Genomic DNA, 14419 nt, shown 5'->3' on the forward strand with positions numbered 1-14419 from the left:
GGGGAGCTTGCGCCCGACCCGGGACCCGGGTGATGTCCGTACCTCGGTCACCTCGGTTACTGGGTGACGCCGGCCTTCTTCTTACGGAGGAAGAAGACCGCGCCGCCGCCGACGACGACCAGCGCGACCGCGACACCCGCGATCACCGGGGTGGCGTTGCTGGAGCCGGTCTCGGCGAGGTCGCCGCCCGCGCCGCCGCCGGTGCCGCCGGTGCCGGCGCCGCCCGCCGAGGCCGGGCTGGGCTGCGACGAGGGCTTGCCGGTGCCGGTGCCTGCGGTCTTGCAGTCCAGGACGCCGGTGAAGGTCTTCTTGAAGTCGCCCTCACCCTTGATCGTGATCTCGTACGCCTGGTCCTCGCCGACCGGGACGGTGATCGTCTCGGACTTGCCCGGCGCGATCACGTGCTCCTTGCCGGAGAGCTGGAAGCGGAACGGCGCGTCGCCCTTGTTGGCGGCCGTGACGTCCACGCCGCCCTTGGAGCAGTTCTTCTCCGCGGTGACGGCCGGGGCGGCGCCCTGCTTCTTCCAGGAGGCGGTGGCGGTCGCGGTCGCGGTGGACTCGCTGGAGCCGGCCAGGATCATGGTCTGGCTCTTGACGCGGCCGACGCTGCCGGTGAAGGCACGGCCGACCGAGACCTTGGTGGCGGCCTGGGCGGTCAGCGAGGTGGCTCCGTCCTTCGCGCCCGCGGGCACGTCGAAGAAGAGCTTGGCGCCGTTGGCCGCCTTGGTGACGGGCTTGCCGTCGGCGCCGACCACCTTCACACCGGCGGGGGCACCGGCGGCCGGGGAGACGGTCACGCTGTTGGCGTTGGTGTGGACCGTGACCGGGCCAAGCTTGCTGCCGGACTTGCCGGAGACGGCCGGCGGGTCCAGCTTCAGCGACGCCTCGGGCTCGGTGAGGCTCTTCGCGCTCTTCTCCAGGTAGTCGGCCAGCTTCTCGGCCGCGGGGTCGACCGCGTCGACCTTCACGTGGTCGGAGAAGCGCCAGATCGCGACCTGGGTACCGGCGGCAGCGGTCTTCTCGCTCAGGCTCCCGGCACCGGCCTTCTGCGCGAGCGAGGCCAGGTCGTTGACCTGCGGGTAGGAGTTCTGCAGGATCCAGCGGATCTTGCCGGCGTCCTGGTTGTCGTGCAGCGACGAGGCGCTCCAGGGCACTTCCTGGTACTTCGCCCGCTGCTGCGTCGGGGTGCTGATGTCGATGCAGTACGTCTGGAGATTGCCGCCGCCCTCGACGGTCATCTCGAAGAGCCCGGCACCGATCTGCTGGTCGTGACCGTTGGCGTGCAGCACCGCCTGGCCGTAGGTCTTCAAACCGCCGAGCGTGGCGCTGGCGCCCCCGTGGGCGGGCGTCGCGTCGTCAGCCGCGGCAGGCCCCGCGGTGGCTATCGCACCCGCCGCGACCAGACCCGACGCCAGGACCGCGGCGGCAAGGCGGGCTGCGCCCCGCCTCTTCACAGAAATCATGAATTTCCCCTCTGGGCGAGGCGGGATCGATAGGGGAGATGCCTCGCCGGAATGAACCCAAAGAACTCAACAGCCGAATACATCAGCCCCCGTGAGTACTCGTGAGTACCCGACGGATCCTAGAGAGCGGGCACAACAGGGTCCCCCGTAATACCGTCCCATAAGCGATCCGAATCGCAATCGTTACCGATCACACCCCCCTTGACCTGGCATTATCGACAAATCACCGGGACTTTCCGGGCACTGTCCGCTTCTCCGGCTTACCGCACATCGGGGTCATGGGGCGGCATCGGGAGATTGTCGGGCGTGTGTGGGGTGTGGGGCTGGGCACGGGGCGAGCACGGTGCCGGACCTGGTGTCGGGTGCGGTGTTGGGTGCCGTGTCAGAAGGCGCCAAGGTTCGCTTCCTCCCGGGCGATTGGAGGGGGTGCGTGGCGGGCCTGCTCGTCCGGTGGGGACTTGGCGGCCGCTTCGGCGGTGATGGGGGCCGGGGCCGCGGCCCTCGCTGTTCCGGCCGTGGCGGCTGTCCCGGCCGTCAGGGGTGGCGACGACCAGTCAGGTTGGGTCTCGGCAGGGGGAAACGGTGTGGTCGGCGCTTCGGGCGCGCCTGGTCGGCCGGTCTGGGACACCGGCCCCGTACGCAACCGGGTGATCCGCCGGAAGGCGGAGGTGCCGCGCGTCAGGTCGTGCCCGACGGCCACGGCGGTCACCTCCACCGACACCCGCCGCTGTCCGCCCTTCTCCTCGGGCAGTTCCCGTTCCCACACCCGCATACGGCCGTGTACGACGAGGGGTTCGCCGCACGAGACCGAAGCGGCGACGTGGTCCGCGAGCGCCCGCCACGCGCGGACGGTGTAGAAGCTCGGGTCCCCGTCGACCCAGTCTCCGCGCTCCTTGTCCCAGCGCCGCGTGGACGTCGCCAGGCGGAACCGGACCGTTGAGGTGCCGGTCGTGGTCTGCCGGTGCTCCACCGCCGTCGCGGCGTTCCCCACCAGCGTCACCATCGTGTCGTACATCGTCATCGCCTCCCCGTCGCGGGCCCCCGGCGGGCCCTTCGGCCCGGTCCCGGGCCTGCGTGCAACCCATGCTGCACGGATTCGCCGGAGCCCGCCGGGGCCTGTGCGCAACCCCCGGGTTGTGGACAACTCCATCACCCGGGCGGGGGTTTCACAGCCCCGCCGCCACCGCGTACTGCTCCCGTACCTCCCGGTAGCGCAGCAGTTCTGCGGCGACCGGTTCCAGCACCGCGGCCCGGCCGCAGCCCGCCGCTGCCGTCCGCAGTCGCCGTTCCGCCTCCTGGCCGTACCGGCGGGCCGCGCCCCGCCCCGCCACTCCGCACACCCACGACAGCACCGGGCCACCCGTCGTCCCGATGGCCGTCACCAGCAGCGCGGACAGCCACTCCCCCGCGTCCGCCGCGCCCACCGCCACGGCCAGCAGCCACAGCATCCCGGTCACCTGCAGCATCGTCAGCACGCCCTGCGCCACGCCGACTACCGTCCACCACCGCGGCCGCACCTGCGGTCCGGCGCGCAGGGCTCCCTCGGAGACCGCGGCCGCCCGGTCCAGCGCCTCCGGCAGTCCCTCGGCGCCCCGGACCGCCGCCTCGCGCACCGCATGCGCCCAGGGAGCCGGCAGCCCCTCCGACGCCTCCCCCGCCACGGCCCGTACGGCCTGCTCGACCAACGGCCGCGCCGTCGCCCGCCCGTCCACCCGCACCCAGCCGCTCACCGTGCCGTACGCATCGTCAGCACCCGTTTCCTCCCCGCTCACTTCGCCGGCGGCCGTCTCCTCGTACGCGTCCCGGTGCCACAGCCGCGACCTGCCCGTACGCCCCGGGCTCGTGCGCCCGGACCGTCCGCGCGCCGCACCCGACCGCCGCCCGCGCAACCGCAGGCGCAGCCACGGCGTGCCGCACGCCCGCTCTCCGTGCCGCAGCCAGTCGCGCTCCGCCGCGCTTCCCATGGCCCCGGCGCCGACCGCTTCGGCGAGCCAGTCCTCGAACTCCTCCCGGGCCGCTTCCGTCAGCCCGTGCCGCCCGTCCGCCACGTACACCGGCCACAGCCGTCCCGCCGCCGCGTCCACGTCGGCGGTCAGCCGCCGGTCCGCCGCGCCGCGCTCCGCGACGAACTGCCGGAGGGCGTCCTTCAGCTCCCCGACGCCCTCGCCGGTGGCCGCCGACAACGCCAGCACCGCGGCGCCCGGTTCGCCGTGCTCGCCGAGGGCCAGTCCGTCCTCGTCCAGCAGCCGCCGAAGGTCGTCGACCACCTGGACGGCGGCGTCCCCCGGCAGCCGGTCCACCTGGTTCAGTACGACGAAGGTGACCTCGGCATGGCCCGCCAGCGGCCGCAGATACCTTTCGTGCAGCACCGCGTCCGCGTACTTCTCCGGGTCGACCACCCAGATCACCGCGTCCACCAGCGCCAGCATCCGGTCCACCTGCTCGCGGTGCCCGGCCGCGGCCGAGTCGTGGTCGGGCAGGTCGAGGAGGACGAGGCCGGGCAGTGCGGCCGAGCCGGTGGCGGGTGTGTGCCTGCGGCGCGGCGGCACCCCGAGCCGGTCCAGCAGCGCGTCGGCGCCCGGGTACCCGCCGGACCACACACAGGCCACCGGCTCCGAGGTCGTCGGCCGCCGCGCCGCCACGTCCGACCGGTCCGCGCCCACGAGCGCGTTGAAGAGGGACGACTTGCCGCTGCCGGTGGCTCCCGCGACGGCGACGACGGTGTGCTCCCCGGACAGCCGGTACCGCTCGTCCGCCGCGTCGAGCACCCGCCCCGCCTCGGCCAGCGTGGATCCGTCCAGGCGCGCCCGGGACAGGCCGACCAGTTCCCGCAGGGCGTCCAGCCGTGGGCGAAGCCGCTGCCCGGCCGAGCGCCGCTCTCTGGGAGACCTGGAGTCCCTGGGATATCTGGGGTCTCTGGAATCCCTGGGGTATCTGGAACTCCCGGATTCGCCGGCCTCTCCAGAGGACCCGGAGCACCCGGAGGACCGGAGGACGGGCCCGGGGGCGCACTCCTGCGCCTCCTGCGCACGGCCGCGTCTGCCCCGTGGCTCCTGTACGGGCTCCGCGGGCTCCTGCAGGACGGCCAGTACGGCTTCGAGTTCGCTGTCGCCCTCGTCCTCCCACTCCTGCCAGTCACGCTGCTGATGCCACTCGTCCCCGTCCGGCCGGCCGCCCCCCTGGTGGGGGTCCCGGTCCCGGTCTTCCCATTCCAGCCACTCAGGCCACTCGCGCCACTCAGGCTGTCTGCCCTCCCGGGCCTCCGCCGCTTCCCGTACGCGGGCGTGGCGCCGCCCGGCGGCGGACTTCGCGTCGGTACCGTCCTGCGCGCGGCGTGCGATCAGCCCGTCGTTCCAGGAGGAGCGCACCTCGGCCGGGGGCGGGTCCGGGGACGGCCGGGGCGCTTCCGATTCCGCGGCCGGCGCCGCGGCCGCAGCCGTTTCGCCCCACGGCGTGGTCGCTTCAGCCCCCGGCGTGGTCGCTTCAGCGGTCGCCGTCGGCTCCCCCGCAGTCACCGGCTGCGTGCTGTCGCCCTCCAGGCCGTCCCGGTCCCGGCCCGCGTTCCCTTCCGTACGCCCCACCGGAGCAGTCACCGCGTCACCTTCTCCTTCTGCAGTAGAGACAGCGCGGCGATCAGCGCGGCCTGGTGGTCCGGCCGTACGCCCAGCGATTCCAGCGGCGCCAGGCGCCGCTCCCGTTCGCCGTCCATCGCGCGCCGCAGATACGTGTCGAGCAGTCGGCCGCCCCGGTCGCGCAGCCGTACCGCGGCCGGTGCCCCCATGAGGCCGGCGAGGGCCTCGCCTGCCGTACGGGCCCTGCGCCCGCCCAGCAGGGTGGTGGCCAGCAGCGCCGCGGCCTCCTCCGGGTCGGCCGCGGCTTTCGCGCGTTCCCCGGCCCGTGCCCCGCGCGACGAGCGTCCGCCACGTGCCGCACGGGCCTCCCGTACGCCTTCCTCCGCCAGTTCCTCCAGGCAGCGCCGCCAGCGCCGTACGACCACGCCCAGGCGGGCCCCCGAGGCCGCCGCGTCCGCCACTTCCGCCAGGGCCGCGTCCGCCGCGGCGGGGTCCCGGCGCCACGCCTCGGCGGCGCGCTCGTCGGCCTCCTCCACCGCGCAGCGCAGCAGGGAGGTGAGTCCGTGGGTCAGCGCGTCCAGCAGCTCGTCGGGGCGGCCGCCCAGCTCGTGGTCCCGCCAGTGGGCGCGGGCGTCGCCGGACAGCACCTCGCCCTGTTCGACCTCCCGCCGTACCCGGGTCGCGGCCTCCTCGTACGCCTGCTCCACCTGGTCGGCCAGCCGCAGCGAGGCGGCGTGCTGGGACGCGGAGGCTCCGGCCAGGGCCGGCATACGGGAGTGCAACGAGGCCAGGACCCCCGCGGTGGTGCGGGCCGCCGCCGCGTTCCGCACCACCGTGTCCTGTGCGTGCCGTTCCAGCCAGCGCCGCAGCGCCGCCACCGCCGTGGCGGGCAGCAGTCCGCTGCCGCCGCCGGCCGACTCGGGCAGCTCGGGGATGGTGAAGCGGGGTACGTCTCCGAGTCCGGCGCGGGTCAGCAGCGCGGCGTACCGCGCCGAGATGTCGGTGGCGATCTGGTGCGGCACCCGGTCCAGCACGGTGACGAGCGTGACGTCGTACTCCTTGGCCGTACGCAGCAGGTGCCACGGCACCGCGTCCGCGTACCGGGCGGCGGTGGTGACCAGAATCCATACGTCGGCCGCGCAGATCAGCTCGGCGGCCAGCTCCCGGTTGCGCGCGACGAGCGAGTCGATGTCGGGGGCGTCCAGGACGGCCAGTCCGCTGGGGAGCGCCGGGTCCGTCTCGATGCGCAGGGGGGCCATGTCCGCCGTGCTCTCCGCCGCGCCGCCGCTCTCCTCCTCGTCCTCACCTTCGTAGGTGTACTCGCACTCGCGTTCACACGCGTCGTCGTAGGCGTCGAGATCCTCGGGGCCGTCCTGCTCGGGCACCCAGACACGGGTGAACTGCGGCAGCACCCGCCGCCCCGAGAACCAGTGGTGGTCGTCGGGGTGGCACACGAGCACCGGTGTACGTGTCGTCGGCCGCAGTACACCGGCTTCGCTGACGCGCCGGCCCACGAGCGAGTTGACGAGGGTGGACTTGCCGGCGCCGGTGGACCCGCCGATGACCGCGAGGAGCGGGGCCTGAGGAGCACGCAGCCGGGGCATCACATAATCGTCGAGCTGGTCCAGCAGTTCGGACCGGGTACGCCGGGCGCGGGCGGCGCCGGGCAGTGGCAGCGGGAAGCGCGTGGCGTCGACGCGGTCGCGCAGCGCGGACAGGACGTCAAGGAGCCGGGGTTGTACATCCAAGGTTGCCACTCGTGCAGAATGCCCAATTTTGGCAGGTTTTTGAAGCGTATAGCCCTCTGTGCGCGCCGCGTAAACCCGTACAGATCGGGATCAGCGACGCATGAGGCAGTCGCGAGCAGAGGGACTCAGGCATAACGAGTGCACAACACCCGACGCGTGAGGCGCCAAAAACGGTGCAGAATTCGTACCTGCCTGCGATTATCGGGACCGCTTCACCGAACCTCCACAACGTGCCACGGAGGTGAAGCAACCGGGACGAGGCACACCGGGCCCTATCCTTGTCGGCGGCCCGTGTGATCCACGCCCACCACCTGGCCCCCGTAGCTCAGTGGATAGAGCAGGTGCCTTCTAAGCACTTGGCCGCAGGTTCGAGTCCTGCCGGGGGCGCACATCTTCCGCCGTCGGGCGCCTGGGCTTCTGAGCCGCTGAGCCGCTGCGGAGAGATGGCCGCCGGCCCCTGCCGCCGCCCGGGTGACCGAGGCCGTACGGAGCCAGGGCGGAGCCGGGCCGCTCCGGCTACTTCGACCGTTCGCGCTTCATGAGACGGCGTTCGCGGGCGCTGGGGTGACGGACGACCACGCCGGCCATGCCGACGGAACCGGTGAGCCGGACGAGCGGGGTGTCCGGAAGGCGCTCGGGAGTGGTCTTGTCCCTGAGGGTACCCACGCCGGACGCGACACCGTCGGTGTCCGCGGCCCAGCCCTCGGGAATGACGACCGTGACGCCCGCCATCTCTCCGTGCACCTCCACCTCGACTTCGGGCAGTCGGCACTCGGTCCGGGTGAAGTCCAGCCGCACGCCGCCCATGCCGCCGTGCGCGGTGATGTGCGCGGGCACCACCCACCGTCCCGTGCGGGCGGCGCCGTGGAAGCCGCCCTTGAGGACCAGCGGCTCGCCCGGGTCCATCATGGAGACGGCACGCGGCAGGTCGGCGGTGAGCGGCGCCAGGTCCGCGAAGGTCTTGGCGGTCAGCGCCTGTTCCAGCCGGGTGTCCAGCTCCTCGAGGTCGATACGGCCCTCGGCCGCCGCCTCCCTCAGCCGTTCCACCACGGCCTCCCGGTCGGAGTGGGAGGCGCGCAGCTCGCCCCAGGCGGCAGGTTCCGGAGTCTTGGCGGTCATACGGCTGATGATACGAACAACGGGGCTGTGTATGGGGTGTGGGCGTCTGATCCTGCGACCGGGTCGGACGGGTCGGTTGGGGTGGTTGGGTCGGCTGGGGTGGTCGGGCTGGCTGGGCCGATCGCGCCGACTGGGCTGGCTGGCTGGCTGGCTGGCTGGCTGGCTGGCTGGCTGAGCCGAACTGACCGGTGCGGGGGCCAACACCCCATGTCCCGGTGAGGTTTGCCCTACCTGGATCGGGGCCCTGGCCCGACTGTCTTCTCCGCCTCCTCGCACCAGCATGAGTGGCGATCGGCAATCGCCTTTCATGACGGACTCCCGGCCGGCCCGTGGCACGCCCACGGGCCGGCCGTGCGCGAGGAGAGGAACGCTGCCATGCCGCATCCCACGGGCCGAGCGGGTGCCGGAGCATGAGCCTGGACGAACGGACCCGCCCCCACAGACCGCTGCCCGGCACGACCGGCACCCACCAGACGGACCGGCGCGACCGGGCCGTCGACGGACTGCGGGCGCTGGCCCTGCTGGCCGTGCCGACCGGTCACTGGCTCGTCGGCGGGTTCGTCCGCCACGCCGACAGCTCGCTGCACAACGCCAGCCCGCTGTCCGCGTTCGCCTCTCTGGCGCCGATCACCTGGGTGCTCCAGATGCTGGGCATCTTCTTCCTCGTCGGCGGCTACGCCTCCGTGCTGTCCTTCCGCCGCGCCGCCGAGCGGGGCGCGTCACCGGGCGACTGGCTGCGCGGCCGGCTGGCCCGGCTGTTACGGCCCGCCGTCGGCGTCACCGCCGTCTGGGCCGTGCTCGCCGCCGTACTGTACGCGGCCGGAGTGCCCGTCACGACGCTGCACACTGCCGCGACGCTGGTCGTCCAGCCCCTGTGGTTCGTGGGCGTGTACGCGGTGGTGACGGCGCTGACGCCGTACTGCATGGCGGCCTCGCGGCGGCTCGGGGGCTGGGCGGCGGCACCACTGGCGGCGGTCATCGCCGTCATGGACTTCCTGCGCTACGGCCCGTACGCCGACTCGATCCCGTACTGGGTCACGCTGGTCAGCCTGATTCCGGGCTGGCTCTTCGGCTACCAACTGGGGGTCTCCTGGGGTGAGAAGCGGCTCGGCAGGCGCGGCGCCTGGCTGCTGCTCGCCGGTGGCACGGCCCTCTTCGCGCTGCTGCTCCTCGTCTTCCACTACCCGGCGAGCATGGTCGGCGTCCCCGGCCAGGACCGTACGAACTCCCACCCTCCGTCGCTGCTGGTGATCGCCCTGGCCGCGGCGCAGTCGGGCGCGGCGATCCTGCTGCGCGACCGGATCGCGGCCCTGCTGCGGCGGCCCGCGCTGTGGGCGCCGGTCACGGCCGTCAACCGGTCCGCTATGACGATCCTGTGCTGGCATCAGACCGCCATGCTGGCCATCGCCGTACCGGCCTCGTTCCTCGGTACGACCGTGACGGGCCTGACCACGGCACCGGACTTCGCCGCCTGGATGGCCACCCGGCTGCCGTGGCTGCCGGTCTTCGCCGTCACGCTCGTCCTCGTCGCCAGGGTGACTCGGCGGCTGGAGATGCCGTGGGCGGGGATTTCCCGGGGGCAGCGGGTGTGTGCGGGGGTGTTGGCGGTGGGGTTCGCGGCGTTCGCGCTGCGGCTGACGTTGGTGTAGCGAGTGGGCGGGCAGGAGGGCAAGCAGGCAGACAGGTAATGGACGAAGCACCCGTTCCGGGATCGGAGCGGGTGCTTTCGTATGGGCGGAGAGGGGAGGGCTCAGTCGGCCATGGCCTCCGCCAGGCTGCGGGGCCGCATGTCGGTCCAGTGCTCCTCGACGTAGTCCAGGCACGCCTGCCGCCCCTCCGGGCCGAAGACGCTCTGCCAGCCGGCCGGGATCTCCGCGAACGCGGGCCACAGCGAGTGCTGGTTCTCGTCGTTCGTCAGGACGTGGTACTGCGCCTCCGGGTCTTCGAAGGGGTTCGTCATGCGAGTGGCCTCTCGGTGAGGGAGTTACCGGTGGAGATTTGGATTATGCGTGAGGTTGCGCCGCTGTCGAAGTGCGGGGGAGGGATTTGGTGGGGTTGGGGTGGGGTGGGGTCTGGGGACGGGGTGGTTGAGGCTTGGGTGGGGTTCGGTTGAGGGCCGGGTGGGGTTGGGTGGGGGTTAGGTGGGGTGAATGAGGGCCCGGTGGGGTTCGGCGGGGAGCGTGTGGGGTTCGGTGGGCGGCGGGTCGGCTGGGGAACGGCAGAGCGCGAGGGCTACGGGGCCTCCTCGGCCCTGTAGCCCTCGCGCTCGCCTCTCGTCCGTCACCTTGGCGGCTCCGACCGGCCCCGCTGACAGCTTCTGCCGGCCCCGGCAGCCCGTACGCCCCTCACCGCCTCCCGAGGCCCGCCGGATGGCGCTTGCCGAGCGCGGGCCGCATCGGCAGCAAGGTGCCCACCGCGACCGTCACCGCGACCACCGCCACGATCAGCCCGGCCTGTGCGGGCGGCAGGTACGGCAGCGCCCCGGTCAGCGGCAGGCTGAGCGCGGTCAGCGGGATCACCGCGACCACCGCGCCGACCACCAGGCCCGCCAGTCCCACGATGGCCGCCTCGATGCGCAGCATCCGCCGGATCTGCCGCCGCCCGGCGCCCACCAGGCGCAGCAGCAGGATCTCCTGACGGCGGCCGATCATGATGAGGGCGAGGGTGCTCAGTACGGCGATGACGGTGAAGCCGCCGATCACGCCCACCGCGACCACGGTGATCACTTCACCGACACCCCGGTCCTCGGGTTCGCGCTGCTCCCCCGCCGGGTCCGTCACGACGCGCGCGCCGATCGCGGTGTCCGCGAGTACCCGCTGTACGGCGGCCCGTACGCCCTCCGAGCGGCCGTGGTCGCCGGAGCCGGAGCCGGCGGCAGGCGCGGAAACGGGAGCGGTGCCCGGGTCGAGTCGCACCGAGGAAGCGAGCCGCCCCGAGGAGCCGGGCCGCGCCGAGGAGTCAAGACTCAGCAGGACGCGGGAGTGCAGGGGCGCGGCCATGTGGGGCGCCAGTTCCTCGGTGGCGAACAGGAAGTCGCCCAGGGCCAGCGAGCGTTCGTAGATGGCCGCCACGCGCAGCGAAACGTTTGCGCCGTCGCCGTACCGCAGCGTGACCATGGACCCGATGCCGAGCCCCAGCGACCGCGCCCGGTCCTTGCCCACCGCGACCGTGCCGCGGCCCAGCTTCGCCGGGTCCCCCTCGACGATGCCCGGGTCCAGTACGCGCGGCAGCGCCGCGGGGCTGACCGCCAGGACCGGCAGCCGGTCCAGCCGGGGATCGCCGAGTTCCTTGCGTGCCAGGACGACGGTGCTGTGCAGCACCCCTGACGCGGCCGCCACCCCCGGCACCCGCCCGATCCTGCTGACCGTTTCCTCCGTGATGCCCGGACCGTCCGAGGTGACCGCCAGCTCGGCGCGTATCGCGTCCTCGCCCTGTCTGCCGCCCTGCCGGTCCAAGGTCGCGCCGCCCGACAGCTGTACGGCAACGAAGGCCACCATCAGGATGATCGGCGTGATCGCGGCGCCCAGCCGCCGTGAGTTGGCCTGTGCCGCCGCGGCAGCCAGGTGGCCGCCCACGCCGCCGAGCCGTCGGGCAGGCGCGCCGAGCACCCGTAGGGCGCCGCGGGCGATCCAGGGACCGAGCAGCGCGCACCCGATCACCAGCGTCACCGCCGCGGTGCTGGCGGCCATCGCGGCCACCTCGCCGAACTGGAGCACCGCCGTACCGGCCGAAGCCGCGCCGAGGAACAGCATCACCAGACCGGTGACGGTACGGCCGCGGCCCGGCCGCTCCGGTTCGGTCTGCGCCTCGCCCATCGCCTGCGCCGGGCGCACTCGGGCCGTGCGCCGGCAGGCCAGGGCCCCGGCGCTCCACGCCACGAGGACGGTCAGCCCGGCGGTCAGCAGCGGAGCCGCGTACAGCCACCAAGGGGTGGGCAGTTCGAGGCCGGGCGGGACGGCGTCACGACTGCGCAGCAGGCGGAGCAGGAGCCCGAACACCGGCACCGCGCCGATCGCACCGACCACGGCCGCGACGACGGCGACCGTACGGACCTCCCGGCTCACCGTCGCCCGCAACTGCCCCGGTGTGGCACCGACCGCGCGCAGCAGGGCCATCTCGCGGGCACGCTGGTGCACGGCCTGGGCGACCGTGCCGGCGACGACGAGTCCGGCGATCATCACGACGAGCGCGCAGACCGACCCCAGCAGTTGCAGCAGCCCCCAGCGGCTGGGCGCCGCGTCGAGGAACTCCGGCTCGCCGCGGCTGTCGCCGGTCAGCACCCGTAGCGCGGTGTTGTCCTCCTTGTAGCGCTCCCCGGCAGTGGCACTACGGGCCGGTTCGGCAGCACCAACGCCGGACAGCGCCTTGCTTACGTCGGCGTGGATCTGCTCGTCGCTCACTCCGGGTGCGGCGAGCACGCCGACGGCGTCGGTGCTCTCGGGATGTCCGGCCAGTTGCCGCGCCTGCTGGTCCGTGAAGAAGGCGGCGCCCTGATGCTCCAGGCCGGTGCGATCGCCACGCCCTTCGGGGGCGGCGATGCCCGAGACCCGGTATGTGGCGGGGTCACCGAGCGACTGCACCGTGATCTCGTCCCCCGTACGTACACCCGCGCGGTCGGCCAGATAACCGTCCAGGACGACCTGCCGAGGACCGGTGGGCGCACGCCCTTCGCGCAGGGTGAAGGGGGCGAGCGCGGCGGCTTGCCAGGAATGTCCATAGATGGGGGAGCCGTTGGGGCCGGGAGTTGTGGCGGGGGCGTGGGAGGGGGTGCTGGTGGGGGTGTGGGAGGAGGTGCTGGTGAAGTTGTGGGAGAAGGTGCTGGTGGGCGTGCTGGTGGAGTTGCCGGACGGGATACCGGTGGGGGTGCCGGTCGGGGCACCGGTGAGAGGCTTCGCGGACAGGGCGACCGGGAACGCGTCGTCCGCGACGGCGGCCCGTACGCCCGGAACGGCCGCGATCCTGGGCAGCACCGAACGCGGCACCCGCACCCGCTCCGTCAGTTCCGCCGACGTCGAGTGGGACTCGCCGCCCAGGGCCTCCGCCGTGAAGCGGGTGGTCTGGTCGCCGGTGACGACCGCGGCGGCGCCCGCGTAACGCTCCACCCGCGCGTGACCGGTCACCGCGGACAGCGTGGCCAGCGCGAAGCCGCCGAGCACGAGGGAGGTGAGCACCAGTACCGCGAACACCGCGGCCCACGCCTTGCGGTGCGACCCGAGGGAGCGGGCAGCCAGGAAACGGGCGGTACGGCCGGGGCGCACGGGAGCGTCCGGGGGCGTGTGCGTCACGGCCTCGCCCCTTCGCCCAGCCGCTTCATCGCCTGCGTGACGCCGTTGGGCTCCGGCTGATCCAGTACGCCGACGATGCGCCCGGCATCGATGAACAGCGCACGGTCCGTCCAGGAGGCGGCGACCGGGTCATGGGTGACCATCACCACCGTGTGCCCCGCCCGGTCAACCGCGTCGCGCAGCAGGGTCAGTACGTCGGTGGCGGTGACCGGGTCAAGGGCACCGGTCGGCTCGTCCGCGAAGATCACTGCGGGGTCGGTGACCAGCGCGCGGGCGATGGCCACCCGCTGCTGCTGCCCGCCGGAGAGCAGCAGCGGCGCATCGTCGGCCCGGTCGGCCAGCCCGACCGATTCCAGGACGCGCAGCGCTCGCGCCCGTACATCCGGACTGCCCGGCGCCGCGCCGCCCAGCAGCAACGGCAGCGAGGCGTTCTCGACGACCGAGAGCGAGGGCACCAGGTTGAGGGACTGGAAGACGAAGCCGACGCGCTCGCGGCGGAGCCGGGTGAGGGCGGCTTCGCCGATCCTGGACAGGTCGGTGCCGTCGATGCGTACGGTCCCCGAGGTCGGCCGGTCCAGACCGGCGGCGCACTGGAGGAACGTCGTCTTGCCGGAGCCGGAACGCCCCATGACGGCCACGAAACTGCCCCGCCGGACCGTGACACTGACGTCGTCCAGCGCGGCTACGGTTCTGGCACCGCGGCGGTAGCTGCGGGTGACGGATTCCAGCGTCAAGGCGGCGTCGGAGCCGAGGGGCCGGTCGGCGGTCGCCACGGAGGCGGGGCCAGGGGTCGACTGACCCGGGGCACCGAATCCCGCGGCGTGGCCGGCGGGCCGGGGCGAGGTGCCGTCGCTGCCGGTGGACTGAGGCACGGTGCCGTCGTTGCCGGACATGAGGGTCGGTATCGCGTCCCCCGTCGCTCTGCCGCGTCCCCGCGGTCGAAGTCTGATCATTCCGTAACCCCTCCGGCCTTCGCCTGCTCACTCGCCGATGTTTCGGCTGCTCAGACGCTATGGGCGGAGCGTGACGACAACGAGGGCGCGCGCACCCCACTTGAGGGGTCACTCAGCACCACCAGGGGGGTGGGGACAGCGGCACCGGGGCGGGAGTCGCAGGTGGATACGCCGCCGCCCGGTGAGCGCCGGTGTTTCATCGGCGGTCACCGGGCGGTGAGCGGACGGGCAGCCAACGGTCAGCGGCCGGACTTTCGCCGAACACCTGCCGCTGACTGC

Annotated in this window: 9 protein-coding genes and 1 tRNA gene; 2 read left to right on the plus strand and 8 right to left on the minus strand. The window is 73.2% G+C overall.

Annotated elements, in window-relative coordinates; translation table 11 throughout:
• Nucleotides 1-56 precede the first annotated feature (56 nt).
• The 4 genes from ACZ53K_RS04470 to ACZ53K_RS04485 form a co-directional block, all read right to left on the minus strand.
• Nucleotides 57-1463: an LAETG motif-containing sortase-dependent surface protein gene (locus tag ACZ53K_RS04470; protein WP_468832020.1), complete on the minus strand. Its 1407-nt coding sequence runs from the start codon at nt 1461-1463 to the stop codon at nt 57-59.
• A 382-nt stretch (nt 1464-1845) separates the two neighbouring features.
• Complete coding sequence (locus tag ACZ53K_RS04475; protein ID WP_468832022.1) at nt 1846-2484, minus strand: single-stranded DNA-binding protein; 639 nt, start codon at nt 2482-2484, stop codon at nt 1846-1848.
• A gap of 145 nt (nt 2485-2629) precedes the next feature.
• Nucleotides 2630-5056 (minus strand): YfjP family GTPase, encoded by a 2427-nt coding sequence (locus tag ACZ53K_RS04480; protein WP_468832023.1) that lies wholly within the window; start codon nt 5054-5056, stop codon nt 2630-2632.
• Nucleotides 5053-6783, minus strand: a complete 1731-nt coding sequence (locus ACZ53K_RS04485; protein WP_468832339.1) for a dynamin family protein — start codon at nt 6781-6783, stop codon at nt 5053-5055. The genes ACZ53K_RS04480 and ACZ53K_RS04485 overlap by 4 nt, the downstream gene beginning before the upstream one ends.
• 314 nt (nt 6784-7097) lie before the next feature.
• Between ACZ53K_RS04485 and ACZ53K_RS04490 the strand changes: the two genes are divergently transcribed.
• Nucleotides 7098-7170: transfer RNA gene (locus ACZ53K_RS04490), tRNA-Arg, on the plus strand.
• Between the two features lie 129 nt (nt 7171-7299).
• On the opposite strand, the gene ACZ53K_RS04495 is transcribed toward ACZ53K_RS04490, so the two are convergent.
• On the minus strand, nt 7300-7902 hold the full coding sequence (locus ACZ53K_RS04495; protein WP_468832024.1) for a DUF1707 SHOCT-like domain-containing protein: 603 nt from the start codon (nt 7900-7902) through the stop codon (nt 7300-7302).
• A 410-nt stretch (nt 7903-8312) separates the two neighbouring features.
• Between ACZ53K_RS04495 and ACZ53K_RS04500 the strand changes: the two genes are divergently transcribed.
• Nucleotides 8313-9551 (plus strand): acyltransferase family protein, encoded by a 1239-nt coding sequence (locus tag ACZ53K_RS04500; RefSeq protein ID WP_468832025.1) that lies wholly within the window; start codon nt 8313-8315, stop codon nt 9549-9551.
• Between the two features lie 101 nt (nt 9552-9652).
• Here ACZ53K_RS04500 and ACZ53K_RS04505 read toward each other — a convergent pair whose 3' ends face one another.
• From ACZ53K_RS04505 to ACZ53K_RS04515, 3 genes are all read right to left on the minus strand, one after another.
• Nucleotides 9653-9862 carry an MbtH family protein gene (locus tag ACZ53K_RS04505; protein WP_030681070.1) on the minus strand — a complete coding sequence of 70 codons (210 nt, stop codon included), beginning with the start codon at nt 9860-9862 and terminating at the stop codon, nt 9653-9655.
• 385 nt (nt 9863-10247) lie between these two features.
• Complete coding sequence (locus ACZ53K_RS04510; RefSeq protein ID WP_468832026.1) at nt 10248-13187, minus strand: ABC transporter permease; 2940 nt, start codon at nt 13185-13187, stop codon at nt 10248-10250.
• Nucleotides 13184-14080 (minus strand): ABC transporter ATP-binding protein, encoded by an 897-nt coding sequence (locus ACZ53K_RS04515; protein WP_468832028.1) that lies wholly within the window; start codon nt 14078-14080, stop codon nt 13184-13186. The genes ACZ53K_RS04510 and ACZ53K_RS04515 overlap by 4 nt, the downstream gene beginning before the upstream one ends.
• Nucleotides 14081-14419 lie beyond the last annotated feature (339 nt).

The organism is Streptomyces sp. NPDC033221, assembly GCF_055577005.1.